Here is a 23,256-nt window from a genome sequence, read left to right on the forward strand (position 1 = left end):
TGCGCTTGCTGGATAAGCGCCAGAGGCCAAATTAGATACAAATCGAGAGGAGACCCCCATGCCCCGCGTCATCGCCGTCTACCCTGGCACCTTCGATCCCATCACCCTGGGCCACGAGGACCTGGTGCAGCGCGCCACCCAGCTGTTCGACGAGGTCATCGTCGCCGTGGCCGTGGGCCACCACAAGAAGACGATGTTCACCCTGGACGAGCGCATGGCCCTGGTGCGCGAGGTGGTCCGGCCGTGGCCCCAGGTGCGCGTGGAGAGCTTCGACGGGCTGGTGCGCGACTTCGTGCGCGCCCACGGCGCCAGGGCCATGGTGCGCGGCGTGCGCAGCGTGACCGACTTCGACTACGAGCGGCAGCTCGCCGGCATGAACCGCCACCTGATGCCCGACGTGGAAACCGTCTTCCTCACGCCCAGCGACCAGTTCGCGCACCTCTCCAGCAGCTTCGTGCGCGAGATCCACACGCTGGGCGGCGACGTGCAGGCGCTGGTGTCGCCCGCCGTGCTGCGCGCGCTGGCGGCCAAGAGCTGACGGGGCCGCGCTCTTATGCCGTGCGGCTGGCAATGAGCTCGTGCACGAAGCGCAGCTTGGCCAGCGCGCCGGGCGAAGGAGCGAACGGGTAGGCGTCCTGCTGGCCCAGGCTGCGGTTCAGGCTGTTGAGCAGCAGGGTGAGCGGAGCCCAGTCGTGCACCATGGCGTCGAAGCCGGGGCGGGGCTGGGAGAACGGGTCGTGCACCTGCTGGCGCTGCGGGGCCGTGGCGTGGGGTACGGTGATGGCGGTCTGGTAGCTGGCGGCGGTCTCCAGCAGGTCGACCATGTGCAGGTAGTGGGCCCAGGTTTCGGCCCAGTCTTCCCAAGGGTGGGCGGTGGCATAGGCGCTCACGTGGCCGGCCTGCCAGTCGGCGGGCTGCAGCGGCGTGCGTGCGTAGTGCGCGCTCAAGGCCTCGGCATAGTCCGCGCGCTCGTCGCCGAACACGTCGCGGAAGGCCTGCAAGTGGCCGCCGCGCAGCACCAGCGCATCCCAGAAGTAGTGGCCGCACTCGTGGCGCAGGTGGCCCAGCAGCGTGCGGTAGGGCTCGTGCAGGGCCAGGCGCCGCCGCGCGCGTTCGTCGTCGTCGGCCTCGGAGACGTTGAGCGTGATCACGCCCTGGGCATGCCCTGTCAACACGGGGGGAGCGCCGGGCAGGTCGGCCAGGAACTCGTACACCGGCCCCTGCTCGCCGGGCAGCCGGCCCAGCCCCAGGCGCGCCAGCGTATAGAAGAGCCACCGCTTGGCGGTCTCGATCTGCGTCCAGCGGCGCTGGTTCCCGGGCACCGACAGGTCGGGCAGCACGCGGGTCTGCCGGCAGGAGACGCACAGCTGGTCAGGCGCGTCCCCCGCATCGGAGGGCAGGGCGAAGTTGCATGCACCGTGCGTGCCGCGATGGCCGCACAGGCGGTAGTAGCGGCCGGGCGGCTGCGGCGCCTCTGCGCGTGCGGGGCGCTGCGCCCACAGGCCGCTGCGGCCCGCTTCGCCGCCGGCGGGCTCCAGGGCCAGCATCGCCATCGCATCGGGATCGAAGGCCAGGGCGCTGCCGCAGTGCACGCACTGGAAGCTCTCGAAGAACACGACGAAGCCGCAATGGCTGCAATGGAAGAGTTGCATGCGCGCCGATTCTGCCGCAGGACGTGAAAAGGCCACGCGGCCTTTGAAAAGGGCGGCGTGGCCGGGTTAGCGGGCGTCGCGGTTTACGGGCGCACCACGATGCTGTTGCGCACTTCGCGCACGTGCTTGGTGTTGCGGGCGATAGCTTCGGCGCGGTCCTTCTCGGTCTGCGACTTCGCGAAGCCCGAGAGCTGCACGGTGCCGTTGAGTGTTTCCACGCTGATGGAGGTGGCCGACACGCTCTTGTCTTCGGCCATCTTGGCCTTGACGGCGGTGGTGATGCCTGCGTCGTCCATGTACGAGCCCACGGTTTGCTGCTGGCGCGCGACCGAGCAACCCGTGGAGACGATCGTGGCGCCTGCGAGCATGGCGAAAGCGATGGCACGTGCGTATTTCATGGTTGTTTCCTTTGTGGATGAAAAAACACGGGTGCGTGGATGACCTGCTGCGACCTGTTGCACCCTCCGCTGGCCGAGCAGTTTGGAACGGGGTGGGATCAGCGGTGCAGCCAGTCCTTGAGTTCGTCAGCGTGCTCCTCCTCGTCGGCCAGGATGCCTTCGAGCATGCGCCGCGTGGTGGGGTCCTTGTCGCCGATCAGCTGGATCATCTGACGGTACGACTCCACGGCGATGCGCTCCGCCACGAGGTTGGCGCGCACCATGGCCCGCAGGTCCGACGACTCGTCGTAGTCCGCGTGGCTGCGCTGCTCCAGGGTGGCGGGCGCGAAGTCCGGCGAGCCCCCGAGCTGCACGATGCGCTGCGCGATGAGGTCGGCGTGGGCCGATTCCTCGTTGGCATGAACCAGGAATTCGGCGGCGATCGCGGGAGACTCCATGCCGTCGGCGGTGAAGTAGTGGCGCTTGTAGCGCAGCACGCACACCAGTTCGGTGGCGAGCGCGTCGTTGAGCAGCTTGACGATGGCGTCGCGGTGGGGGCCATAGGCCGGTGTCACGGCGCCTTCGTCGAGATCCGCCGTGGCGGCCTTGTGCAGCGCTTGCTCGTCGAGCACCAGGCTGTCGCTGGATGGTTGGTTGCTGTCCGGCATGGGTTTTCTCATCGTGGTTATGGGGCCTGGATCAGTGCGCGGCGGGCCGGCTCAGTACCTGTCGGAGCGGCGGCGGCTCATCATCATGGCGGCCGCGAGAGCAGCGCCGGCCGCGGCGGCGAGCAGCAGGGACTTACCCGGCTGGTCGGCCACGTAGCGGGTGGTGACGTCGGCGGCCTGGTTGAACTGGCGCCGTGCGCGTTCGCTGGCTTCGGCGCAGTAGGAAATGCTGCGGCTGGCCAAGTCCTGGGCGCGTGCGGCCAGGTCGTCGATCATGGGATCGACTTCCTCGCGCACGCGGCGCACGCCCTGCTCGGCCTTGTCGAGGGAATGGTTGGCGGCGCCGCGCGTGGACTTGACGGCGTCGCTGGCGGTGGAGAGCACGTCGTCAGCGATCTGATGTGCGGTGTCGGCGGCTTTCTGGGTGGCGTTTTGGATGCTCATGATGGCCTTTCAGGGCAAGGGGTGGAACAGAAGGCGTGAGGGCGGGCGTCAGCCGCGCTTGATGAGGCCCAGCACGAAGGTGACCACGGCCATGATCACGAACACGAAGAACAGGATCTTGGCGATGCCCACGGCGCCTGCGGCGATGCCGCCAAAACCGAACAAAGCGGCCACCAGGGCAATGACCAGAAATACCACTGCGTAATGCAACATAGCCATCTCTCCTTGCGTGGGCCGGCGGGGCGGCCCGGTTGGGGGAAGCACCGTTGAGGGTGCATGGCTGCACTGTAGGGCGGGGTGCGCGGGTGAAGTGCCGGTGGCTGGCGCGCACCGGTGTAGGACGCTACCGATCGGGCAAACGGCTCAGGGATGGGGCAGCACGGCGCTGACCAGCGTGCCTTCGCCCGGCGTGGAGGTGACCGTGAGCGCCCGCCGGCGGCCTCCACGCGGTGGCGCATGCCGAAGAGGCCGTGCGCGTCGGGCGAGACGTTGTCCACGTCGAAGCCGGCCCCGTCGTCGCGCACCTGCACGCAGACATGGTTGGGGTAGTCGTGGACGGACACGAGCACCTTGCGGGCGTTGGCGTATTTGCCGATGTTGGTGAGCGACTCCTGCACCAGGCGGTAGACGGTGAGCTGCGCGGCGTCGGACAGGCGCACGGGCTCGAAGCACGACTGCACCTGGAGGCCGCTGCGCTCGGCGAAGTCGCGCGTGAGGATTTCCAGCGAGGCGGTGAGGCCCAGGTTGGACAGCGAGGACGGGCGCAGGTCCTCGATGATGCGGCGCTTGAGGGCGATGCCGCTGTTGAGCGTTTCGGTGAGGTGCTGCAGGCGTTCCGCGGTGTCGGGCACCTGCAGGTCGAGCTTGGACTTGAGTCGCGCCACGTCGAGCTTGGCCGCGGTGAGCAGGGCGCCCAGTTCGTCGTGCAGTTCGCGCGCTAGGTGGGCGCGCTCTTCCTCGCGCACCTGCTGCAGGTGGTTGGCCAGCTCCGACAGCGAGGCCGTGCGGTCGCGCACCAGTTGTTCGAGGCGGTCGCGCTCGCGTGCCAGCACTTCCTGCTCGCGCTCGAGCGCCGTCTGCAGGGCGCTGCTCTGGCGCAGGTACATGTAGAACGCCAGCAGGCCGATCATGGCCACCGTGGCGATGCCGACGCGCGAGAGCATCAGCGAGTGCAGGATCTCCTGCGTGCTGCGCTGTGTCTCGATCCGCGCTGCGCGCGATCAGGCGCGCGGCGGTCGCGCGGATGTCATCCATGTCCTTCTTGCCCACATCGGTGGACAGCACGAATTTCCAGGCGTCGTCGTTGTTCTGGCGGCGCAGGCCCAGGCTCAGGTCCAGCTCGGACATCTTGCGCGCGATCTGCTGCGACAGCTGCGAGAAATCGGTCTCGTCCTCGGGCGACTGGTGGAAGGTCTGGCCCAGCGCGTCGAGATTGCGCTGGAGCGTGGACACCGATTTCTCGTAGGGCTGCAGATAGCTTTCATCGCCCGTGAGCAGGTAGCCGCGCAGGCCGGTTTCCGCGTCCAGCATGTCCTGCAGCACGCGGTCGAGTGCGGCGCGCGTGTCGTGCGAGCGCGCCAGCGCGCCCACCGCCTCGTGCGAGCGCAGGTAGCCCGTCTCGTTGATGCCGACGAGCACACACACCGCCAGCAGCGCCAGCGGCAGGCTGATGGCCATCTTGCGGACCTGGGACCAGTTCATGGGTGGCTTCTTTCAGGAACCTGCGGGCGAACTGCATAATGCATGTTTTCTGCCTACAGCTCCATGCTAGCGGCAATGCGCGCTGGATGAGCGGGTCGAAACCATATCTCACACGGGCGCGCGAAGCGCCCCTTGCGAAAGAAGGCTCAATGATCAAGATCGGCATTGTGGATGACCATGCGATAGTCCGCTCCGGGCTCAAGCAGTTTCTCTCCGAGCATGTGGACCTGCGGGTGGTCGGCGAAGCCGCCAACGGCAGGGAAGCCATCGACCTCGTGCGCATGAACGAGATCGACGTGCTGGTGATGGACCTGTCCATGCCCGGCCAGAGCGGGCTGGATGCGCTGGCCATGCTGCGGGCCAAGGCGCCCGACATGGGCATCCTCATCCTGAGCGGCTATCCCGAGGAGCACTACGCCATCAACCTGATCCGCCAGGGCGCGAGCGGCTACCTCAACAAGGAATGCGAGCCCAAGGAGATCGTGGAGGCCATCCGCACCATCTCCCTGGGCCGGCGCTACCTCACGCCGGCGGTGGCCGACCTGCTGGCGCAGCAGCTCAACCGCAAGGACGATGCTCCGCCGCACGAACAGCTGTCGGAGCGGGAATTCCAGGTGTTCCTCAAGCTCGCCAAGGGCGAGACGGCGGGCGAGATCGCCAAGTCGCTGTCGCTGTCCGTGAAGACCGTGAGCACCTACCGCACGCGCCTGATGGAGAAGATGGGCCTGTCCTCCAACAGCGACCTCACGTACTACGCGCTCAAGAACAAGCTCATCGATTGAAAAGCAGCAACGGGCCATCCGCAATGGATGGCCCGGCGGGGCCTTACCCTGCCACCGGCTTGGCCACCGCGCGCCGGGCCCCGTGCGCGATGCAGTAGTCCACCAGCGCATCGATCTCATTGGATTTGTCGAACACGGCGTCCACGCCCAGCTGCGCGCAACGCATGCGCACGTCGGGCGTCGCGTAGTTGCTGAGCACCACCATCTTCTGGTCGGCCAGGCGGTCGCGGCATGCTGCCAGCACGCCCAGGCCGCTGCCTTCGCGCAGGAAGAGGTCCACGATGGCCAGGTCCCATTGCGACCCATGGCTGGCCAGCCACTCCTTGCCTTCGGATTCGGTTTCCGCGACGCCAATGGTTTCCACTGCGGCCAGTTCTTCCAGGGTCCCGATCAGGTTTTCGCGAATGGTGGCGTTGTCTTCGACGATGTATGTGCGCAATTTCACGGGCATTCCTGTTCGGGCCCCCGTCGGGAAGGCGGCCTCGACCTGACTGTAGGGGCGAGGGTGGCGCGATTCTGCCAGCAGCTTCGGGCTGCCTGCGTAGGAGTATTCCTACCGGGTGCCGCAGACGGCGCAGTGGGGGTCGCGCTGCGTGCGCATTTCGGTCCACCGCATGTCCCGCCCGTCGAGCATCAGCAGGCGGCCCGCCAGCGGCGTGCCCACCTGCGCGATGAGCTTGAGTGCTTCCGCGGCCTGCATGGTCCCGATGATGCCCACCATGGGCGCGAACACCCCCATGGTGGAGCATTGCACTTCCTCGAAGGCGGCATCCGGAGGAAACAGGCAGGCGTAGCAGGGCGTGCCGACCCGGCGCGGGTCGTACACCGAGATCTGTCCGTCGAAGCGGATGGCGGCGCCTGCCACCAGGGGCTTGCCGGCGTGCACGCAGGCCGCGTTGATGGCCTGGCGCGTGGCGTAGTTGTCCGTGCAGTCGAGCACCACGTCGGCCGCGACCACCAGGCGCTCCAGCGCCGCCGGGTCCACGCGTTCGCGCACGGTGTGGAACTGCACGTGCGGGTTGATGGCGCGCACCGCCTGGGCGGCCGATTCGACCTTGGCGCTGCCCACGCGGTCCGTGGTGTGGGCGATCTGGCGCTGCAGGTTGGTGAGGTCCACCACGTCATCGTCCACCAGCGTGAGCGTGCCCACGCCGGCCGAGCCGAGGAACAGCGCCGCAGGCGAGCCCAGGCCGCCCGCGCCCACGATCAGCACGTGCGCGGCCAGGATGCGCTCCTGGCCTTCGATGCCGATCTCGTCGAGCAGGATGTGGCGCGAATAGCGCAGCAGTTGGTCGTCGTTCATAGGGGCCATGAAAAAGGCCGGGCCTCGGGGAGGGCCGGCCTGGGACCGAGCGCGGCGGCGCGCTCAGTCGTCCTTCTTCTCTTCCTTGCGCTCGGTCAGCGTCTTGCTGACCAGCACCGGCTGGCCCTTGAGCTGCTGCAGCGCCTGGGCGAGCTGGAAGTCCTTGTCGCTGCCGAACTCGGGCAGCTTGCGGTCGGCGCTGGGCTTCTTGGCTTCTTCTTCGAGGCGCTTGCGGGCTTCCTCGCGGGCCTTCTCGCGCGCTGCGTCCTTGACCTCGTCGCCCTGGCCGCTGGTCAGGTGCTTCTCCAGGTCGGCCTCGCGCATGCGCAGCGAGGCGAAGAGGTCGCCCTCGGCGGTCTCGTCGATCATGACGTCGGGCACGATGCCCTTGGCCTGGATGGACTTGCCGCTGGGGGTGTAGTAGCGCGCCGTGGTGAGCTTGATGCCAGTGTCCGGGCCCAGCGGCCGCACGGTCTGCACCGAGCCCTTGCCGAAGGTCTGGCTGCCCATGATAGTGGCGCGCTTGTGGTCCTGCAGCGCGCCGGCCACGATCTCGCTGGCCGATGCGGAGCCCTCGTTGACCAGCACCACCAGGGGCACGGTCTTGATGCCGGCCGGCAGGCGCTTGAGCGGGTCGCCGCTGCCTCGGCGCTGGTAGAACTCGGGCGCGGCCTTGAAGGTGGCCTTGCTCTCGGCCAGCTGGCCGTTGGTGGAAACCACGGTCACGTTCTCGGGCAGGAAGGCGGCGGACACGGCCACGGCGGCGTCCAGCAGGCCGCCCGGGTCGTTGCGCAGGTCCAGCACCAGGCCCTTGAGGCGGGGCTCCTGCTTGTAGACCTCCTCGACCTTGCGCACGAAGTCGTCCACCGTGCGCTCCTGGAACTGCGACAGGCGGATCCAGGCGTAGCCGGGCTCGACCACCTTGCCCTTGACGGACTGGGTCTTGATCTCCTCGCGCGTGATGGTCACGGGGAAGCTGCGGCTTTCGTCCTTGCGGAAGATGGTCAAGGTGACCTGCGTGTTCGGCTCGCCGCGCATCTTCTTGACGGCGTCGTTGAGCGACAGGCCCTTGACGGCCGTGTCGTCGATCTTGGTGATGAGGTCGCCCGTCTTCAGGCCTGCGCGGTCGGCGGGCGAGCCTTCGATGGGCGAGACAACCTTGACGAGGCCGTCCTCCTGCGTGATCTCGATGCCCACGCCGACGAAGCGGCCCGTGGTGCCCTCGCGGAATTCCTTGAACGACTTCTTGTCGAAATACTGGGAATGCGGATCAAGGCTGGCCACCATGCCCGAGATGGCGTCGGTGATGAGCTTCTTGTCGTCCACGGGTTCCACGTAATCCGTCTTGACCAGCCCGAAGACGGCCGACAGCTGCTGGATCTCCTCCAGCGGCAGCGGCGTCATCGCGCCGCGCGCCACGGTCTGCAGCGATACCGTGGTCAGCGCCCCGGCCAGGGCGCCGGCCGACACCCAACCCGCAATTTTCAGTTTGTGGCCCATGGAAACACCTTTATCGCTTCAATATACACCTTGGAGGGCGCCGGCCCGGGGCGGTTCCCCAGGCTCAGGCCTTGCCTTGCGAGGCCACGGCCGCCGCGGCCTTGGCTGCGGCCTCGGCGTCGCCCAGGTAGTAGTGGCGCAGGGGCTTGAGGTCGGCGTCCAGCTCGTACACCAGGGGGATGCCGTTGGGGATGTTCAGGCCGACGATGTCCTGGTCGGAGATGCCGTCCAGGTACTTGACCAGCGCGCGGATGGAGTTGCCGTGCGCCGCGATCACCACGCGCTTGCCGGAGCGGATGGCCGGGGCGATGGCCTCGTTCCAGTAGGGCAGCACGCGCGCCACGGTGTCCTTGAGGCATTCGGTCAGCGGAACCTGGTCGGCGGGCAGGCCCGCGTAGCGGATGTCGCCGCGCTCGCTGCGCGGGTCGGCGGCTTCCAGCGCTGGCGGGGGCGTGTCGTAGCTGCGGCGCCAGACCAGCACCTGCGCGTCGCCGTACTGCTTGGCCATGTCGGCCTTGTTCAGGCCCTGCAGCGCGCCGTAGTGGCGCTCGTTCAGGCGCCAGCTGTGCTCCACGGGCAGCCAGGTGCGGTCCATCTCGTCCAGGCAGTGCCACAGCGTGCGCGTGGCGCGCTTGAGCACGCTGGTGAACGCCAGGTCGAACTCATAGCCCTCGGCCTTGAGCAGGCGGCCGGCGTTCTTGGCCTGTTCGATGCCGGTGGGGGTCAGGTCCACGTCGGTCCAGCCGGTGAAGCGGTTCTCGAGGTTCCAGGTGGATTCGCCGTGGCGGATCAGAACGAGTTTGTGCATGGTGGCCCTAGAGCAGTCAGGTCAAAAACCCGACATTCTAGAATTGCAGGTTTGCATTTCCGCTGAAGGCCCCTCGCTGTGAATTTCATTCTCGACAACTGGTATCTGATCTTCCTGGCACTGGCCTCCGGCGCCATGCTGCTGGTGCCCCTGCTCAAGGGCGCCGGCATGGGCGGCGTGAGCGCGGCGCAGGCCGTGCAGCTCATCAACCGCGAGAAGGCCGTGGTCATCGACGTGTGCGAGCCCGAGGAGTTCGCGGCGGGCCATGTGGGCGGCGCCAAGAACGTGCCGCTGGGCCAACTGCAGGAGCGCCTGCCGCAGGTCGCCAAGAACAAGGCCGTGCCCGTGATCCTGGTGTGCGCCAAGGGCGCGCGCGCGCAGCGTGCCGTGGGCATCGCCAAGGGCCTGGGCTACGACAAGGCCCAGGCGCTCGCCGGGGGCTCGCCGCGTGGAAGGCCGCCAGTATGCCGGTTGAAAAGGCCTGATTCGCCCCCATCTGCCGGAATCTTCCAGAAACAACGCGAAAGGCCCGCCCCATGCAAGCCGTGAAGATGTACACCACCGCCGTCTGCCCCTACTGCATCCGCGCCAAGCAGTTGCTCAAGCTCAAGGGGGTGGAGCAGATCGAGGAGATCCGCGTGGACACCGACCCCGCCGCCCGCCAGCACATGATGGACATCACCGGCCGGCGCACGGTGCCGCAGATCTTCATCGGCGACACCCACGTGGGCGGGCACGACGACCTCGTGGCCCTGGACGGGCGTGGCGGCCTGGCGCCGCTGCTGGCGGGCTGACGCCCCCGCCCGGCGCTGCATAATGCACCCCCAAGTGCCCGCTGCGGGAGCGATTCCCGGGCGGGCTTTGTTTTGTCGCTTCGTTTTTGCCTTGAAAGATTGACACCATGGCCGACCAAGAAAATCCCGTGTTCCAGATCCAGCGCGTGTACCTGAAGGACCTGTCGCTGGAGCAGCCCAACTCGCCTGCCATCCTGCTGGAGCAGGAGCAGCCGAGCGTGGACATCCAACTGGGCGTGGAAGCCACGCCGGTGGCCGAGGGCATCTTCGAAGTGGCGGTGACGGCCACCGTGCAGACCAAGATCCAGGACAAGACCGTGTTCCTGGTCGAGGCCAAGCAGGCCGGCATCTTCGAGATCCGCAACATCCCCGAGGAGCAGATGGGCGCCGTGATCGGCGTGGCCTGCCCGCAGATCGTCTACCCCTACCTGCGCGGCAACGTGGCCGACACCATCACGCGCGCAGGCTTCCCGCCCGTGCACCTGGCGGAAATCAACTTCCAGGCCATGTACGAGCAGCAGCAGGCCGCCGCAGCCGAGGCCATCAACGCCACGGCGCAATAAACGAGGTTCATAGCCTTTTTGGCCTCTAGCGCTTGCCAGGCAAGCGCGAGCAGCTATGAAAATAGTAGTTCTCGGCGCAGGGGCTTGGGGCACCGCCATGGCCATGAGCGCGGCGGCCCACCCCGCGGGCCATGCCGTGGCCCTGTGGGCGCGCGACCCCGTGCAGGCCGCGGTCATGCAGGCCGCGCGGGAGAATGCCCGCTACCTGGCGGGCCAGGTGTTTCCGCCCGCGCTCTCCCTGAGCGCGCAAGGCGACGTTGTGGCGCTGGCGCGCGCGGCCGACCTGGTTATCGTCGCCACCCCCATGGCCGCGCTGCGGCCCATGCTCACGCTGCTGAAAGACGTGCGCGTGCCCGTGGCCTGGCTGTGCAAGGGCTTTGAATCCGGCACCGGGCGCATGGGCCACGAAGTCTGCGCCGAGGTCGCGCCCCTGCTGCCCAGCGGCGTCCTCAGCGGACCCAGCTTCGCGCTGGAAGTGGCGCAATCCCGTCCCACCGCACTGGTGGCCGCCAGCGCCCAGCCGGCCGTGCGGGAGACGCTGGTCGCCGCGTTCCACAGCCCGGCGCTGCGCGTCTACGCCAACGACGACGTGGTGGGCGTGGAAGTGGGAGGGGCGGTGAAGAACGTGCTGGCGATCGCCACGGGCCTGTGCGACGGCCTGGCGCTGGGCCTGAACGCGCGCGCCGCGCTGGTGACGCGGGGGCTGGCCGAGATGACCCGCCTGGGCGTGGCCCTGGGCGCGCGGCGCGAGACCTTCATGGGCCTGTCAGGCATGGGCGACCTGGTGCTCACCGCCACGGGCGACCTGTCGCGCAACCGGCGCGTGGGCTTGCTGCTGGCGCAAGGCAAGACGCTCGAAGAAGCCACGGCCTCGCTCGGGCACGTGGCCGAAGGGGTGTACTGCGCACGCACGGTCGTGGAGCGCGCGCGGGCCCTGGGCGTGGAAATACCCATCGCGCAGGCCGTGGTGGGCCTGCTGGATGGGCATGTGAAGCCGAGCGACGTGGTGGCGGCCCTCATGGGGCGCGACCCCGCCGTGGAAGCGGGCTGATCCGCGCCTGCCTTTTACACGATGCCGAACAGCATCAGCAGCAGCACGATGGACAGTGGAACACCGAGAAGCCAGAGAATGATGGGCATGGAGGTCTCCTGGGGAGTGGTTGAAGCGATGGCTTGACCATATCCAGGCCCCCGCGGCCCCAGTGTGCGACGGAGCGGCGCGCCGCTGTAGGCGAGCGCCGATGCGCGTGCAGTCAGAATTCCAGGTTGTCGATGAGCCGCGTGCTGCCCAGCCGCGCGGCGCCTAGCGCCACCAGGGTGCCGGGCTGCGCGGCGCCCGCGGGCGGCAGCAGGTCGCTGCGCTGGCGCACCGTGACGTAGTCGGGCTGCCAGCCGCGCGCGCGCAGCGCGTCCATGGCCTGCGCTTCCAGCACCGGGAGGTCCGCGCCCGGCGCGCTGGCGGCCTGTGCCAGCGCGCGCAGCGCCTGGCTCAGCTGCACGGCCTCGGCGCGCTCGGCGGCGCTCAGGTAGCCGTTGCGCGAGCTGAGCGCCAGGCCGTCCTCGGCGCGGCAGGTGTCGCCCGCGACGATCTCGATGGGCAGAGCGAACTGGCGCACCATCTGGCGGATCACCATCAGCTGCTGGTAGTCCTTGCGCCCGAACACGGCGCTGCCCGCGCCGCCGCTGAACACGCAGGAAAAGAGCTTCATCACCACCGTGCTCACGCCCACGAAGAACCCGGGGCGGAAGTGCCCCTCGAGGATGTCGGCGATCTGCGGATCGGGGTGCACCTTGAAGGTCTGCGGCTCGGGGTACAGGTCGTGCTCGCGCGGCGCGAACAGCACGTCGCAGCCGGCGGCCTCCAGCTTGGCGCAGTCGGCGTCCCAGGTGCGCGGGTAGCTGTCGAAGTCCTCGTGCGGCAGGAACTGCAGCCGGTTCACGAAGATGCTGGCGACGGCGACGTCGCCCAGCCCCGTGGCCTGGCGCATGAGCGAGAGGTGGCCGTCGTGCAGGTTGCCCATGGTGGGCACGAAGGCGGGGCGCCCGCGCCCGGCAAGGGCGGCGCGCAGGTCGGCGATGGAATGGGCGATGTGCATGGCGTGGAGCGAAAAGGAAAGAAAGGGGATTACCAGGCGTGCAGCGCGTCGTCGGGGAAGCGCCCCTGCTTGACGGCCTGCACATAGGCATCGATGGCGCCGCGCACGCTGCCGGCGTCCTGCATGAAGTTGTGCACGAACTTCGGGTTCTTGCCCAGGTTGACGCCCAGCATGTCGTGCATCACCAGCACCTGGCCCGCCGTGCCGCTGCCCGCGCCGATGCCGATGGTGTGGCAGTGCGCCAGTTCTGCCGTGAGCGCGCGCGAGAGCGGCGCGGGCACCATCTCCAGCACCAGCATGGCGGCGCCCGCGTCCTGCAGCTCGGCCGCGTGGGCGCGCAGCTGGCGCGCGGCGGCCTCGTCCTTGCCCTGCACGCGGTAGCCGCCCAGGGCGTGCACCGTCTGCGGCGTCAGGCCCAGGTGCGCGCACACGGGCACGCCGCGCTCCACGAGGAACTGCACCGTGGGCGCCGTCCAGCCGCCGCCTTCCAGCTTGACCATGTGGGCGCCCGCCTGCATGAGCTGGCACGCGCTGCGCAGGGCCTGTTCGCGCGATTCGTGGTAGCTGCCGAAGGGCAGGTCGGCGATGAGCCAGGCCGTGCCCTGCACCCGGTGCAGGCCGCGCGCCACGCTGGCCGTGTGGTAGGCCATGGCCTCCAGCGTCACGCCCACGGTGCTGGGCAGTCCCTGGCAGACCATGCCGAGCGAGTCGCCCACCAGGATGCACTCCACGCCTGCTGCGTCGGCCACGGCCGCGAAGGTGGCGTCGTAGGCCGTGAGCATGGTGATCTTCTCGCCCGCCTCGCGCATCTGCGCCAGGCGCGGCAGGCTGATGGGCTTGCGCTGGGGCAGCGGCGATGCGGGGGGCAGGGTGCCGTAGGGCGTGCCGGCAGTGACGGGGGCGTGGGTCATGGAGGCAGTCCGCGGAGCGGGGGTGAAAAAGTCCGGCGAGTCTATGCGATGCCGCTATGCTTGCCGCCCATGACGACCCTGAGCAATGTGATGGATGGCGCGGCGCTGGCGGCCCTGGCCCGCGAGGACGTGGACCGCGCGCTGCGGGAGGACGTGGGCGCCGGAGACCTCACGGCCGGCCTGATCGACCCCGCGCGGCGCGCCCGCGCGCGCGTGCTGGCGCGCGAGGCGGCCGTGGTCTGCGGCGCGCCGTGGGTGGAGGCGGCGCTGCGCGCGCTCGACCCCGCCGTGCAGCTGCGCTGGCACGTGGCCGAGGGCCAGCGCTGCGCCCCGGACCAGGTGGTGCTGGAGATCGAGGGCAACGCCCGCGCGCTGCTGTCGAGCGAGCGCACGGCGCTCAACTTCCTGCAGCTGCTGTCGGCCGTGGCCACCAAGACACGCACCTACGTGGACACCGTGGCGGGCACGCGCGCCCGCATCGTGGACACGCGCAAGACGCTGCCGGGCCTGCGCCTGGCGCAGAAATACGCCGTGCGCACGGGCGGGGGCACCAACCACCGCATCGGCCTGCACGATGCCGTGCTCATCAAGGAGAACCACATCGCCGCCGCCGGCGGGGTGACGGCCGTGCTGCGCGCCGCGCAGGCCGTGGCCGCGCAGGCGCAGTTCATCGAGATCGAGGTGGAAACGCTGGAGCAGCTGGCCGAGGCACTGCAGGCCGGGGCCACCATGGTGCTGCTGGACAACATGCCGCTGCACACGCTGCGCGAGGCGGTGCGCATCAACGCCGGCCGCGCGGTGCTGGAAATCTCGGGCGGCGTCACGCTGGACGGCCTGCGCGCGCTGGCCGAGACGGGCGTGGACCGCATCTCCATTGGCACGCTGACCAAGGACGTGAAGGCCACCGACTTCTCCATGCGCCTGCAGGAGCTGGCATGAGCGCCGTGATCGACGTCGAGTACGAGCAGCCCGCCGAGGGCGCCGCATGCGCCACGCGCCATGCCTGGGCGCGCGTGCCGCCCGAGCCTTCCGCGCCCGAGCGCGCGGCGCTCAAGGACAGGATCCGCCGCCTGCTCAAGGAAAAGAACGCGGTCATGGTGTCGCACTACTACGTGCACCCGGACCTGCAGGACCTGGCCGAGGACACCGGCGGCATCGTCAGCGACTCGCTGGAGATGGCGCGCTTCGGCCGCGACCACGAGGCACAGACCCTGGTGGTGAGCGGCGTGCGCTTCATGGGCGAGACGGCCAAGATCCTCAGCCCCGAGAAGACCGTGCTCATGCCCGATCTCGACGCGACCTGCTCGCTCGACCTGGGCTGCCCCGCCGATGCGTTCAGCGCCTTCTGCGACGCGCATCCGGACCGCACCGTGGTCGTCTACGCCAACACCAGCGCCGCAGTGAAGGCGCGCGCCGACTGGCTGGTCACGTCGAGCTGTGCGCTGGACATCGTGGGCGCGCTGAAGGCCGTGGGCCACAAGATCCTCTGGGCGCCCGACCGCCACCTGGGCGCCTACATCCAGCGCGAGACGGGCGCGGACATGGTGTTCTGGAACGGCGCGTGCATCGTGCACGACGAATTCAAGGCGCTGGAGCTGGAACTGCTCATCAAGGAACACCCTCGCGCGAAGGTGCTCGTGCACCCCGAAAGCCCCGCCGAGGTCGTGGCCCTGGCCGACGCCGTGGGCTCCACCAGCGCCATCCTCAAGGCCGCGCGCGAGATGGACGCGCAGGAATTCATCGTCGCCACCGACAACGGCATGATGCACAAGCTGCGCATGCTCAACCCTGGCAAGACCTTCTACGAAGCCCCTACCGCCGGCAACAGCGCCACCTGCAAGAGTTGCGCGCACTGCCCCTGGATGGCCATGAACGGCCTGGCCGACGTGGCCCGCGTGCTGGAGACGGGCGCGAACGCCATCCACGTCGATCCGGCCCTGGTCCCGCGCGCGCGCCAGCCCATCGACCGCATGCTCGCCTTCACGGCCGCGCTCAGGAACGGCCAGGCGCCGGGCGCACTGGTGCCGCACTTCGGCGCGGCCTGATATCGTTGCTTTTGTTTTGATAGCTGCTGGCGCTTGCTGGATAAGCGCTGGAGGCCGATTTGACTGAAACCGCCCTGATCGACTTCGCCGACCCGCGCGACCCCGCCGGGCCGCGCCTGCGCCACGCCTTCGGCCCGCCGCGCGCCGTGCTCGCGGCCCGCGCGCTGCACGAGGTGCGCCCCGTGCTGCAGGCCGTGGAAGCCGCCGCGCGCGCCGGCGCCTGGGTGCTGGGCTGCCTGCGCTACGAGGCCGCGCCCGCGTTCGATGCGGCATTCGCCACCCATGCGCCTGACGGGCCGCTGGCCTGGTTCACCGTGCACGATGCGCCGCTGCCCTGGCCCGAGGCCGGGCCGCAGGGGGAGGCCACGGTGCATTGGCACACGCTGCCCGGCCGCGCCGCGTTCGACGCCGCGCTGGTGCGCATCCAGCAGGCGATCGGGGAGGGCGTGCTCTACCAGGTCAACCACACCGCGCCATTGCGCGGTCGGCTGGAGGGCGACGCCCGCGCGCTGTTCGATGCGCTGCTGCGCGCGCAGCCCGGCGGCTACGCGGCGTGCATCGACGGCGGCGACGGGGCGCGGGTGCTCTCGGTCTCGCCCGAGCTGTTCTTCGACTGGCGCGCCGGGCCGCAGGGCACGGGCGAGATCCTCGCACGGCCCATGAAGGGCACCGCCGCGCGCGGCGCCACGCCCGATGACGACGCGCGGCAGGCCGAGCGGCTGCGCGCCAGCGCCAAGGAGCGTGCCGAGAACGTGATGATCGTGGACCTGCTGCGCAACGACCTCTCGCGCATCGCCGAGCCGCACAGCGTGCGCGTGCCGGCCCTGTTCCACACCCAGCCGCTGCCCACCGTGTGGCAGATGACCTCCGACGTGGTGGCGCGCACCCGCGCGGGCACGGGGCTGGCCGACGTGTTCGGCGCGCTGTTCCCGTGCGGCTCCATCACTGGCGCGCCCAAGGTGCAGGCGATGCGCATGGTCCGGGCGCTGGAGGACGCGCCGCGCGGCGTGTACTGCGGCGCCGTGGGCGTGGTGCGGCCCGATGGGGCGGGGGGCATCGCCGCCACGTTCAACGTGCCCATCCGCACCGTGGAGCTGCGCGGCGGGGAGGCGCGCTGCGGCATCGGCAGCGGCATCGTCTGGGGCGCCGACCCCGCGGCCGAATGGCGCGAATGGGCCGCCAAGCGTGCGTTCGTGGAGCGCGCCAGCCAGCCCTTCGACCTGCTGGAGACGCTGGGCCTGCACGGCGGCCGGTTCCGCCACCGGGGCGAGCACCTGGCCCGCATGCAGGCCGGCGCCGCGCATTTCGGCTATCCGTGGGACGCACCGCGCGTGCAGGCCTGCCTCGATGCCCTGGCCGCGCGCCACCCGCAGGGCGCATGGCGCGTGCGGCTGTTGCTGGACCGGTACGGCCAGCCGCGCGCCGAGGCCTTCGCGCTGCAGGACACCGCCGTGCCCGTGCGGCTGGCGCTGGCGGACAGGCCTTTCGCCGAGGCGCGGGGCGAGTTCACGCGCCACAAGACCACGCACCGCGCGCACTACGCGGCCTTCGCTCCGGCGGCGGGCGCGGGCGTGTTCGACACCGTGCTCTACAACGAGGCGGGGGAGATCACCGAATGCACCTTCGGCAACCTCGCCATGCGGCTGGACGGCCGCTGGGTCACGCCGCCGCTCTCGTGCGGCCTGCTGCCCGGCGTGGGCCGGGCCGTGGCGCTGCGCGAGGGGCGCATGGCGGAGGCCGTGGTGCGCCTGGCCGACGTGCCGCGCGTGGAGCAATGGGCCTTCGTGAACAGCCTGCGCGGGTGGCTGCCGGCCACGCTGGCGTCGGCAAAGGCCGGCACGGCCTAGGGTTGTCCCTGATTTGTAACGTACGGTTCGTCTAATGGTTCCAGCCCCTCGCAGGGGGGCCGGGCCTCAGGCGGCATGGCCGCCTCGCGGCTCTTCCTCCATACGAACCAACGAACAGCATGAAACGACTACTCCTCGCCCTGGCCGCCGCGGCTGCCGCATCCGCCTCGGCCCAAAGCACCAGCAGCGTGACCCTTTTCGGCGTGGCGGATGTGTCCGTCGCGCACCTCTCCACCTCCGGCAAGAACGTGACCGGCCTGGCCAACGGCGGCAACGCCAGCAGCCGCCTGGGCTTTCGCGGCGTGGAAGACCTGGGCGGCGGGCTCAAGGCCGGCTTCTGGCTGGAAGGCGGGATCAACGTGGATGACGGCGGCTCGGGCTTCAAGTTCGACCGCCGCTCCACCGTGAGCCTGCTGGGCGACTTCGGCGAGCTGCGCCTGGGCCGCGACAAGACGCCCACCTACCTGAACCTGGAAACCTTCCACGCCTTCGGCGACACCGGCATGGGCGGCATCAACGGCCACAGCCTCATCAGCGGCTCCGCCGCGGGCACGGCCGAGGGCTCGTCGCCCAAGCGCATGTCCAACGGCATCAGCTACCTGCTGCCCAAGATGGGCGGGCTGTACGGCCAGCTCTCCCACGGCTTCGGCGAGGAGGCAGGTTCCAACCGCCTCAAGAGCGCCACCGGCATGCGCCTGGGCTACGCCAGCGGCCCGCTGGACGTGGCCGTGGGCTACGGCATCACGCGCGGCGGCACGGCGGCCGACGGCGTGAACTACAAGACCATGAACGTGGGCGCGTCCTACAAGCTGGGCGGCTTCACGCCCATGCTGCTGATCGCCTCCGAGCGCGGCAACGGCGCGCGCGTGGACCTGTACAGCGTGGGCCTGAAGATGGCGCTGGGCAACGGCGAGCTGCGCGCCGCCTACACCCAGTATGAAGACAAGAAGAGCGACAACGACTCGCAGCGCCTGGCGCTGGGCTACGGCTACAAGCTGTCCAAGCGCACGGAGCTGTACGGCGCGGTGGCCCGCCTGTCCAACGACGGCCAGGCCGCGCGCAAGCTGGCCTCGTCGCTGAGCCCGACGCCCGCCAAGGGCAAGGACATCACGGGCTACGAGGTCGGCATCCGCCACACCTTCTAAGAACGTCCCGCAACGGCCCGGTCCACCTGGTGGGGAAGCGAGCGGGCCGGGCGCGGTACGCAGGCCGCTGCGGGGACGCATCCCCCAGCGGTTTTTTTTGCGTGCCTACAGCCGTTCCTTGACGTAGGACGGCCGGTCCATGTCCACGATTTCCACGCTGAGCTGCACCAGCACCCCCGCGGGCCGGGGCGTGAGGCGGCGCAGCACGTCGGCTACGCGGCCGGCCAGCTCTTTCTTGGTCTCGGGCGAGCGGCCCGACAGCAGGCGCAGCTGCGCGTGCACGAAGGCGCGCTGGGCCGGCGCGGTGCCGATCTCGAAGCTGCCGGCGCGCACGAAGCGGGTCTTCAGGTCGGCCTCGTCCAGCACCTCGGGGCTGGCGCAGACGGCGGCGTTGAGCGCGGCGAGCGCTTCGGCCTCCGGGTAGGAGGGCAGGTTGGGGCTGTATTCGACGATCAGGTGCGGCATGGTGGTCTCCTGGGAGGGGGGAAATCGGGGGGGCTCAGCGCACGGGCGGCACGAGGATGGTGGGCGCGGCGGGGGCGGCCAGCGCGGGCCAGTCGCGGCTGAAGTGCAGGCCGCGGCTTTCGCGGCGCATCTGGGCGCTCCTGACGATCAGCTCGGCCACCTGCACGAGGTTGCGCAGCTCCAGCAGGTCGCGCGTGACGTGGAAGTGGGCGTAGAACTCGTGGATTTCGCCTTGCAGCAGCGCGATGCGGTGCGCGGCGCGCTCCAGGCGCTTGTCGGTGCGCACGATGCCCACGTAGTCCCACATGAAGCGGCGCAGCTCGTCCCAGTTGTGCGAGATGACCACGCATTCGTCGGCGTCGGTCACCTGGCTGTCGTCCCACGGCGGCAGCGCGGACAGTTCGGCGCGCGGCGCCTGTGCGACGGCCTGGGCGGCCGCGCGCGCGTACACCATGCATTCCACGAGCGAGTTGCTCGCGAGCCGGTTGGCGCCGTGCAGGCCGGTGCAGGCCGTCTCGCCGATGGCCAGCAGGCCCGGCAGGTCGGTGCGGCCCGCCAGGTCGGTGAGCACGCCGCCGCAGGTGTAGTGCGCGGCGGGCACCACGGGGATGGGCTGGCGCGTGATGTCGATGCCCAGCTCCGCGCAGCGCGCGAGGATGTTGGGAAAGTGCGCCTGCAGGAACGCGGGGCTCTGGTGCGAGATGTCCAGGTGCACGCAGTCCAGGCCGTGGCGCTTCATCTCGTAGTCGATGGCGCGGGCTACCACGTCGCGCGGGGCCAGCTCGGCGCGCGCGTCGTGCTGGGGCATGAAGCGCGTGCCATCGGGCAGCAGGAGCCGCCCGCCCTCGCCGCGCACGGCCTCGGTGATGAGGAAGCTCTTGGCGTGCGGGTGGTACAGGCAGGTGGGGTGGAACTGGATGAACTCCAGGTTGGCCACGCGGCAGCCCGCGCGCCACGCGGCGGCGATGCCGTCGCCCGTGGCCGTGTCGGGGTTGGTGGTGTAGAGATAGACCTTGCCCGCGCCGCCCGTGGCCAGGATGGTCTGCGGCGCGCGGAAGGTGACGACCTCGTCCGTGGCTTCATGGAGCGCGTACAGGCCCAGGCAGCGCTGCCCGCCCGGCAGACCGAGCTTGCGCGCGGTGATGAGATCCACCAGCGTGTGGTGCTCGAACAGCGTGATGCCCGGCGTTGCGCGCACCACGTCGATCAGCGTGCGCTGCACGGCCGCGCCCGTGGCGTCGGCCGCGTGCACGATGCGCCGCGCGCCGTGGCCGCCCTCGCGCGTGAGGTGCAGCGCGCCGTCCTCCTGCGAGAACGGCACGCCCAGGCCCTGCAGCCAGCGGATGGCCTCGGGCGCGTGCTCCACCACGAAGCGCGTGGCCGCCAGGTCGCACAGGCCGGCGCCGGCCACCAACGTGTCCTGCACGTGCGCGTCGAAGCTATCGCCCTCGGCCAGCACGGCGGCTATGCCGCCCTGGGCCCAGCCGCTGGCGCCATCGTGCAGCGCGCGCTTGGTGATGACCGCCACGCGGTGCGTGGGTGCGAGGTGCAGCGCGGCCGACAGGCCGGCGAGGCCGCTGCCCACGATGAGGACGTCGAAGTCGTGTGATGCCATGGCCGTGAGGTTACGCGATGGCCGGCGCAGCGGGGAGCGCGGTCACGCCGGTGTATAGGCCAGCCGCACGTAGATGGGCGCGAAGGCTTCGGCCTGGGTGATCTCGATGAGCGTTTCCTTGGCCAGCTCCAGCAGCGCGATGAAGGTGACCACCAGCACAGTGCTGCCCTTCTCGGGCTGGAACAGATCCTCGAACGGGGCGAAGCGCCGGCCCTGCAGCGTCTTGAGCACCATGCTCATGTATTCGCGCACGCTCAGCTCCTCGCGCGTGATGCGGTGGTGCTGCACAAGCTTGGCGCGCTTGAGGATGTCGCGCCAGGCCTCTTGCAGGTCGGCCAGGTTCACGTCGGGAAAGCGCGGCTGCAGGCTCTGCTCGATGGTGACCTGCGCGCGCAGGAAGTCGCGCCCATATTGCGGCACCTGGGCCAGGCGCATCGCGGCGAGCTTGATCTGCTCGTACTCGAGCAGGCGGCGCACCAGCTCGGCGCGCGGGTCCTCGGGCTCGGTGCTGCCCTCCTGGCGCTTGGGCGGCAGCAGCATGCGCGACTTGATCTCGATGAGCATGGCCGCCATGAGCAGGTATTCGGCGGCCAGCTCCAGGTTGCGGCTGCGGATCTCGTCCACGTAGCCCAGGTACTGGCGCGTGACATCCACCATGGGGATGTCGAGGATGTTGAAGTTCTGCTTGCGGATCAGGTAGAGCAGCAGGTCCAGCGGCCCCTCGAAGGCCTCCAGGAAGATCTCCAGCGCGTCCGGCGGGATGTACAGGTCCTGCGGCAGCGCGAACAGCGGCTCGCCGTAGAGGCGCGCCAGTGCCACCTGGTCCACCACCTCGGGCATGGGCGCTTCGTCCTGCGGGGCCGCTGTCATGCGTTTGCTATGGGTTCAATAGCTGGTTGCGCTTGCTGGACGGGCGCTGGAGGCTATTTTGGCTAGGATTTCGACTGGTACACGTAGGGTTGCTGCGCCACGCGGCCCGCGTTGTATTCCTGCCAGATGTCGCGGTCCACCTGCTTGTCCCACAACAGGGCGCGGCCGGCGCGCTGCTGCGCGTCGAGCTCGGGCTTGGTGGCCTTGAGCTGGTTGATGAACTGGGTGGTGTCGGATTCGTAGTCCGGGCGGCGGAAGAAGGACATGGTTCTGGTGGGCGGGTGTTCTTATGGCAACCGGGCATTTTACCGGGCAGGCTATAAAAGAGGGAAACAACGGATCGAACCCTATGGCGATACACCACTGGCTCAAGGGCGCGGGCGCTTCCGCGCTGGCATTGCTCACCCTGCTCGCGGGCTGCGACGACCAGCGCATCAAGGAGCTGGAGGAGGGCGTCTCCACCGAGGCGCAGGTGCGCGAGCGCTTCGGCGAGCCCGAGCGCATCTGGCCCGAGGAGGGCGGCGCGCGCACGCTGGAATACAACCGCCAGCCCGCCGGGCAGCGCAACTACATGATCACCATCGGTGCCGACGGCAAGATGAGCGCGCTGCGCCAGGTGCTGGCCCCGCACCATTTCGACAAGGTGCAGCCGGGCATGGCGCAGGAGCAGGTGCGCCGCCTCCTGGGCAAGCCCGCCAAGCGGATCACCTACGACCTGAAGCAGGAAACCGAGTGGGACTGGAATTGGGGCGACGGCCCGCGCCACATGATCTTCACCGTGGTGTTCGGCCCGGACGGCACGGTGCGCCGCTCGGGCAGCGCCGAAAAAATCCCTGACGGGCCCTGACGTGTGGCGCCCGCACCAGGGTGGTGCAAACCTGGGGCAAACCCTATTGCCAAACAGGCGTAAGTTTTGCATGCGATGATCGCGCGCCGGCGCTACCCGCGCCGGGCCCGCGTTGCAGAGAAACCTCACCATGGCCAGCCGCACCGTCCCATCGTCCGCTTCCGTCTCCCTGCCTGGCGCCGCCGCGCCGGGTGCCCCATCCCCGCACGCCGCGCCGCGCCATGGCGTGTTCGAGGATGTCCAGGCGCTTTTTACCGGTTCGCTGTTCGTGGGCCTGACCATGATGATGTACGCCCAGGCGGGCCTGCTCACGGGCAGCACCGCGGGGCTGGCCTTCGTGCTGCACTACGCCACGGGCTGGCCGTTCGGCGCCATCTATTTCGCCATCAACCTGCCGTTCTACTGGTTCGCCTGGAAGCACCTCGGGCGCGCCTTCACCATCAAGACCTTCGTCAGCGTGGGCATCCTGTCGCTGATCGCCGAGCTGGGGCCGCGCCTCATCCACATCGACTACCTGCACCCGGCCTTCGCCGCCATCGCCGGCGGCCTGCTGATGGGCACCGGCGTGCTGTTCCTGGCGCGCCACAAGTCCAGCCTGGGCGGGGCCACCATCGTGTCGCTGTACCTGCAGGAGCGCCATGGCCTGCGTGCCGGCAAGGTGCAGATGGCCATCGATTGCGCGGTGGTGCTGCTGGCGCTGTGGGTCGTGCCGTGGGACCGCGTGGCCTGGTCGGTGCTGGCCGCCGTGGTCATGGGCGTGTTCCTGGCGGTGAGCCACCGCCCCGGCCGCTACCAGGGCGGTTGATACGCCACGGCGGGCGGC

At 69.6% G+C, this 23,256-nt stretch carries 26 protein-coding genes and 2 pseudogenes; 12 read left to right on the forward strand and 16 right to left on the reverse strand.

Going from position 1 to position 23,256, the window contains the following annotated elements:
* The first annotated feature begins 58 nt into the window (after positions 1–58).
* Entirely contained in the window at positions 59–538 is a 480-nt protein-coding gene (gene coaD / locus AAG689_RS01425) for a pantetheine-phosphate adenylyltransferase (protein ID WP_406624459.1), read from the forward strand.
* 13 nt (positions 539–551) lie between these two features.
* Here the strand turns inward: coaD and AAG689_RS01430 are convergent, their stop codons facing one another.
* The 6 genes and pseudogenes from AAG689_RS01430 to AAG689_RS01455 all read right to left on the reverse strand — a co-directional run bounded on the left by AAG689_RS01430 (position 552) and on the right by AAG689_RS01455 (position 4,842).
* Entirely contained in the window at positions 552–1,652 is a 1,101-nt protein-coding gene (locus AAG689_RS01430) for a putative zinc-binding metallopeptidase (RefSeq protein ID WP_406624460.1), read from the reverse strand.
* Between the two features lie 83 nt (positions 1,653–1,735).
* On the reverse strand, positions 1,736–2,050 hold the full coding sequence (locus AAG689_RS01435) for a BON domain-containing protein (RefSeq protein ID WP_020230726.1): 315 nt from the start codon (positions 2,048–2,050) through the stop codon (positions 1,736–1,738).
* 98 nt (positions 2,051–2,148) lie between these two features.
* Positions 2,149–2,697: a bacterioferritin gene (locus AAG689_RS01440; RefSeq protein ID WP_020230725.1), complete on the reverse strand. Its 549-nt coding sequence runs from the start codon at positions 2,695–2,697 to the stop codon at positions 2,149–2,151.
* Between the two features lie 51 nt (positions 2,698–2,748).
* On the reverse strand, positions 2,749–3,141 hold the full coding sequence (locus AAG689_RS01445; protein WP_406624461.1) for a hypothetical protein: 393 nt from the start codon (positions 3,139–3,141) through the stop codon (positions 2,749–2,751).
* Positions 3,142–3,189: 48 nt separating this feature from the next.
* On the reverse strand, positions 3,190–3,354 hold the full coding sequence (locus tag AAG689_RS01450; RefSeq protein ID WP_020230723.1) for a DUF1328 domain-containing protein: 165 nt from the start codon (positions 3,352–3,354) through the stop codon (positions 3,190–3,192).
* 150 nt (positions 3,355–3,504) lie between these two features.
* A pseudogene (locus AAG689_RS01455) lies at positions 3,505–4,842 on the reverse strand (CHASE3 domain-containing protein).
* 149 nt (positions 4,843–4,991) lie between these two features.
* Between AAG689_RS01455 and AAG689_RS01460 the strand changes: the two are divergent.
* Positions 4,992–5,624, forward strand: a complete 633-nt coding sequence (locus tag AAG689_RS01460) for a response regulator transcription factor (RefSeq protein WP_020230721.1) — start codon at positions 4,992–4,994, stop codon at positions 5,622–5,624.
* A 43-nt stretch (positions 5,625–5,667) separates the two neighbouring features.
* Here the strand turns inward: AAG689_RS01460 and AAG689_RS01465 are convergent, their stop codons facing one another.
* The 4 genes from AAG689_RS01465 to gpmA all read right to left on the reverse strand — a co-directional run bounded on the left by AAG689_RS01465 (position 5,668) and on the right by gpmA (position 9,235).
* Positions 5,668–6,069: a response regulator gene (locus AAG689_RS01465; RefSeq protein ID WP_020230720.1), complete on the reverse strand. Its 402-nt coding sequence runs from the start codon at positions 6,067–6,069 to the stop codon at positions 5,668–5,670.
* A gap of 108 nt (positions 6,070–6,177) precedes the next feature.
* Entirely contained in the window at positions 6,178–6,927 is a 750-nt protein-coding gene (locus AAG689_RS01470) for a HesA/MoeB/ThiF family protein (protein WP_406624462.1), read from the reverse strand.
* A 63-nt stretch (positions 6,928–6,990) separates the two neighbouring features.
* Entirely contained in the window at positions 6,991–8,427 is a 1,437-nt protein-coding gene (locus AAG689_RS01475) for a S41 family peptidase (RefSeq protein ID WP_020230718.1), read from the reverse strand.
* 64 nt (positions 8,428–8,491) lie between these two features.
* Positions 8,492–9,235 (reverse strand): 2,3-diphosphoglycerate-dependent phosphoglycerate mutase, encoded by a 744-nt coding sequence (gene gpmA / locus AAG689_RS01480; RefSeq protein WP_020230717.1) that lies wholly within the window; start codon positions 9,233–9,235, stop codon positions 8,492–8,494.
* Between the two features lie 78 nt (positions 9,236–9,313).
* Here gpmA and AAG689_RS01485 point away from each other — a divergent pair.
* From AAG689_RS01485 to AAG689_RS01500, 4 genes and pseudogenes are all read left to right on the forward strand, one after another.
* A pseudogene (locus AAG689_RS01485) lies at positions 9,314–9,720 on the forward strand (rhodanese-like domain-containing protein).
* A gap of 51 nt (positions 9,721–9,771) precedes the next feature.
* A complete protein-coding gene (gene grxC, locus AAG689_RS01490; RefSeq protein WP_020230715.1) occupies positions 9,772–10,029 on the forward strand; it encodes a glutaredoxin 3 in 258 nt (85 codons plus the stop codon).
* Positions 10,030–10,136: 107 nt separating this feature from the next.
* Positions 10,137–10,592, forward strand: a complete 456-nt coding sequence (gene secB / locus AAG689_RS01495; RefSeq protein ID WP_020230714.1) for a protein-export chaperone SecB — start codon at positions 10,137–10,139, stop codon at positions 10,590–10,592.
* Positions 10,593–10,647: 55 nt separating this feature from the next.
* Entirely contained in the window at positions 10,648–11,643 is a 996-nt protein-coding gene (locus AAG689_RS01500; protein WP_406624463.1) for an NAD(P)H-dependent glycerol-3-phosphate dehydrogenase, read from the forward strand.
* A 202-nt stretch (positions 11,644–11,845) separates the two neighbouring features.
* Here the strand turns inward: AAG689_RS01500 and panC are convergent, their stop codons facing one another.
* Together panC and panB are read right to left on the reverse strand one after the other, a co-directional pair.
* A complete protein-coding gene (gene panC / locus AAG689_RS01505; protein WP_406624464.1) occupies positions 11,846–12,688 on the reverse strand; it encodes a pantoate--beta-alanine ligase in 843 nt (280 codons plus the stop codon).
* Between the two features lie 29 nt (positions 12,689–12,717).
* Positions 12,718–13,599: a 3-methyl-2-oxobutanoate hydroxymethyltransferase gene (panB, locus tag AAG689_RS01510; protein WP_406624465.1), complete on the reverse strand. Its 882-nt coding sequence runs from the start codon at positions 13,597–13,599 to the stop codon at positions 12,718–12,720.
* A gap of 69 nt (positions 13,600–13,668) precedes the next feature.
* On the opposite strand from panB, the gene nadC reads away from it, so the two are divergent.
* The 4 genes from nadC (at position 13,669) to AAG689_RS01530 (ending at position 18,636) form a co-directional block, all read left to right on the forward strand.
* Positions 13,669–14,538: a carboxylating nicotinate-nucleotide diphosphorylase gene (nadC, locus tag AAG689_RS01515; RefSeq protein ID WP_406624466.1), complete on the forward strand. Its 870-nt coding sequence runs from the start codon at positions 13,669–13,671 to the stop codon at positions 14,536–14,538.
* On the forward strand, positions 14,535–15,644 hold the full coding sequence (nadA, locus tag AAG689_RS01520; protein ID WP_406624467.1) for a quinolinate synthase NadA: 1,110 nt from the start codon (positions 14,535–14,537) through the stop codon (positions 15,642–15,644). The genes nadC and nadA overlap by 4 nt, the downstream gene beginning before the upstream one ends.
* Positions 15,645–15,703: 59 nt before the next feature.
* Complete coding sequence (locus tag AAG689_RS01525) at positions 15,704–17,491, forward strand: chorismate-binding protein (RefSeq protein ID WP_406624468.1); 1,788 nt, start codon at positions 15,704–15,706, stop codon at positions 17,489–17,491.
* 119 nt (positions 17,492–17,610) lie between these two features.
* Complete coding sequence (locus tag AAG689_RS01530) at positions 17,611–18,636, forward strand: porin (protein WP_406624469.1); 1,026 nt, start codon at positions 17,611–17,613, stop codon at positions 18,634–18,636.
* 105 nt (positions 18,637–18,741) lie between these two features.
* Here AAG689_RS01530 and AAG689_RS01535 read toward each other — a convergent pair whose 3' ends face one another.
* The 4 genes from AAG689_RS01535 to AAG689_RS01550 all read right to left on the reverse strand — a co-directional run bounded on the left by AAG689_RS01535 (position 18,742) and on the right by AAG689_RS01550 (position 21,852).
* A complete protein-coding gene (locus AAG689_RS01535; RefSeq protein WP_020230706.1) occupies positions 18,742–19,101 on the reverse strand; it encodes a 5-carboxymethyl-2-hydroxymuconate Delta-isomerase in 360 nt (119 codons plus the stop codon).
* Positions 19,102–19,135: 34 nt separating this feature from the next.
* A complete protein-coding gene (gene nadB / locus AAG689_RS01540; protein ID WP_406624470.1) occupies positions 19,136–20,716 on the reverse strand; it encodes an L-aspartate oxidase in 1,581 nt (526 codons plus the stop codon).
* Positions 20,717–20,758: 42 nt separating this feature from the next.
* Entirely contained in the window at positions 20,759–21,586 is an 828-nt protein-coding gene (locus AAG689_RS01545) for a ScpA family protein (protein WP_020230704.1), read from the reverse strand.
* Positions 21,587–21,648: 62 nt separating this feature from the next.
* Positions 21,649–21,852 (reverse strand): DUF3460 family protein, encoded by a 204-nt coding sequence (locus AAG689_RS01550; RefSeq protein WP_020230703.1) that lies wholly within the window; start codon positions 21,850–21,852, stop codon positions 21,649–21,651.
* Positions 21,853–21,935: 83 nt separating this feature from the next.
* On the opposite strand from AAG689_RS01550, the gene AAG689_RS01555 reads away from it, so the two are divergent.
* Both AAG689_RS01555 and AAG689_RS01560 read left to right on the forward strand, forming a co-directional pair.
* Positions 21,936–22,433 (forward strand): outer membrane protein assembly factor BamE, encoded by a 498-nt coding sequence (locus tag AAG689_RS01555; protein WP_406624471.1) that lies wholly within the window; start codon positions 21,936–21,938, stop codon positions 22,431–22,433.
* A 130-nt stretch (positions 22,434–22,563) separates the two neighbouring features.
* On the forward strand, positions 22,564–23,238 hold the full coding sequence (locus AAG689_RS01560; protein WP_406624472.1) for a YitT family protein: 675 nt from the start codon (positions 22,564–22,566) through the stop codon (positions 23,236–23,238).
* The last annotated feature ends 18 nt before the right edge of the window (positions 23,239–23,256 follow it).

The organism is Acidovorax sp. SDU_ACID1, from assembly GCF_045291395.1.
Classification (GTDB): Bacteria; Pseudomonadota; Gammaproteobacteria; order Burkholderiales; family Burkholderiaceae_C; genus MR-S7.

Coding starts and splice junctions, on each gene's coding strand:
- coaD (WP_406624459.1), top strand. CDS start 59: ATGCCCCGCGTCATCGCCGTCTACCCTGGCACCTTCGATCCCATCACC.
- AAG689_RS01430 (WP_406624460.1), bottom strand. CDS start 1,652: ATGCAACTCTTCCATTGCAGCCATTGCGGCTTCGTCGTGTTCTTCGAG.
- AAG689_RS01435 (WP_020230726.1), bottom strand. CDS start 2,050: ATGAAATACGCACGTGCCATCGCTTTCGCCATGCTCGCAGGCGCCACG.
- AAG689_RS01440 (WP_020230725.1), bottom strand. CDS start 2,697: ATGCCGGACAGCAACCAACCATCCAGCGACAGCCTGGTGCTCGACGAG.
- AAG689_RS01445 (WP_406624461.1), bottom strand. CDS start 3,141: ATGAGCATCCAAAACGCCACCCAGAAAGCCGCCGACACCGCACATCAG.
- AAG689_RS01450 (WP_020230723.1), bottom strand. CDS start 3,354: ATGTTGCATTACGCAGTGGTATTTCTGGTCATTGCCCTGGTGGCCGCT.
- AAG689_RS01460 (WP_020230721.1), top strand. CDS start 4,992: ATGATCAAGATCGGCATTGTGGATGACCATGCGATAGTCCGCTCCGGG.
- AAG689_RS01470 (WP_406624462.1), bottom strand. CDS start 6,927: ATGAACGACGACCAACTGCTGCGCTATTCGCGCCACATCCTGCTCGAC.
- AAG689_RS01475 (WP_020230718.1), bottom strand. CDS start 8,427: ATGGGCCACAAACTGAAAATTGCGGGTTGGGTGTCGGCCGGCGCCCTG.
- gpmA (WP_020230717.1), bottom strand. CDS start 9,235: ATGCACAAACTCGTTCTGATCCGCCACGGCGAATCCACCTGGAACCTC.
- grxC (WP_020230715.1), top strand. CDS start 9,772: ATGCAAGCCGTGAAGATGTACACCACCGCCGTCTGCCCCTACTGCATC.
- secB (WP_020230714.1), top strand. CDS start 10,137: ATGGCCGACCAAGAAAATCCCGTGTTCCAGATCCAGCGCGTGTACCTG.
- AAG689_RS01500 (WP_406624463.1), top strand. CDS start 10,648: ATGAAAATAGTAGTTCTCGGCGCAGGGGCTTGGGGCACCGCCATGGCC.
- panC (WP_406624464.1), bottom strand. CDS start 12,688: ATGCACATCGCCCATTCCATCGCCGACCTGCGCGCCGCCCTTGCCGGG.
- panB (WP_406624465.1), bottom strand. CDS start 13,599: ATGACCCACGCCCCCGTCACTGCCGGCACGCCCTACGGCACCCTGCCC.
- nadC (WP_406624466.1), top strand. CDS start 13,669: ATGACGACCCTGAGCAATGTGATGGATGGCGCGGCGCTGGCGGCCCTG.
- nadA (WP_406624467.1), top strand. CDS start 14,535: ATGAGCGCCGTGATCGACGTCGAGTACGAGCAGCCCGCCGAGGGCGCC.
- AAG689_RS01530 (WP_406624469.1), top strand. CDS start 17,611: ATGAAACGACTACTCCTCGCCCTGGCCGCCGCGGCTGCCGCATCCGCC.
- AAG689_RS01535 (WP_020230706.1), bottom strand. CDS start 19,101: ATGCCGCACCTGATCGTCGAATACAGCCCCAACCTGCCCTCCTACCCG.
- nadB (WP_406624470.1), bottom strand. CDS start 20,716: ATGGCATCACACGACTTCGACGTCCTCATCGTGGGCAGCGGCCTCGCC.
- AAG689_RS01545 (WP_020230704.1), bottom strand. CDS start 21,586: ATGACAGCGGCCCCGCAGGACGAAGCGCCCATGCCCGAGGTGGTGGAC.
- AAG689_RS01550 (WP_020230703.1), bottom strand. CDS start 21,852: ATGTCCTTCTTCCGCCGCCCGGACTACGAATCCGACACCACCCAGTTC.
- AAG689_RS01555 (WP_406624471.1), top strand. CDS start 21,936: ATGGCGATACACCACTGGCTCAAGGGCGCGGGCGCTTCCGCGCTGGCA.
- AAG689_RS01560 (WP_406624472.1), top strand. CDS start 22,564: ATGGCCAGCCGCACCGTCCCATCGTCCGCTTCCGTCTCCCTGCCTGGC.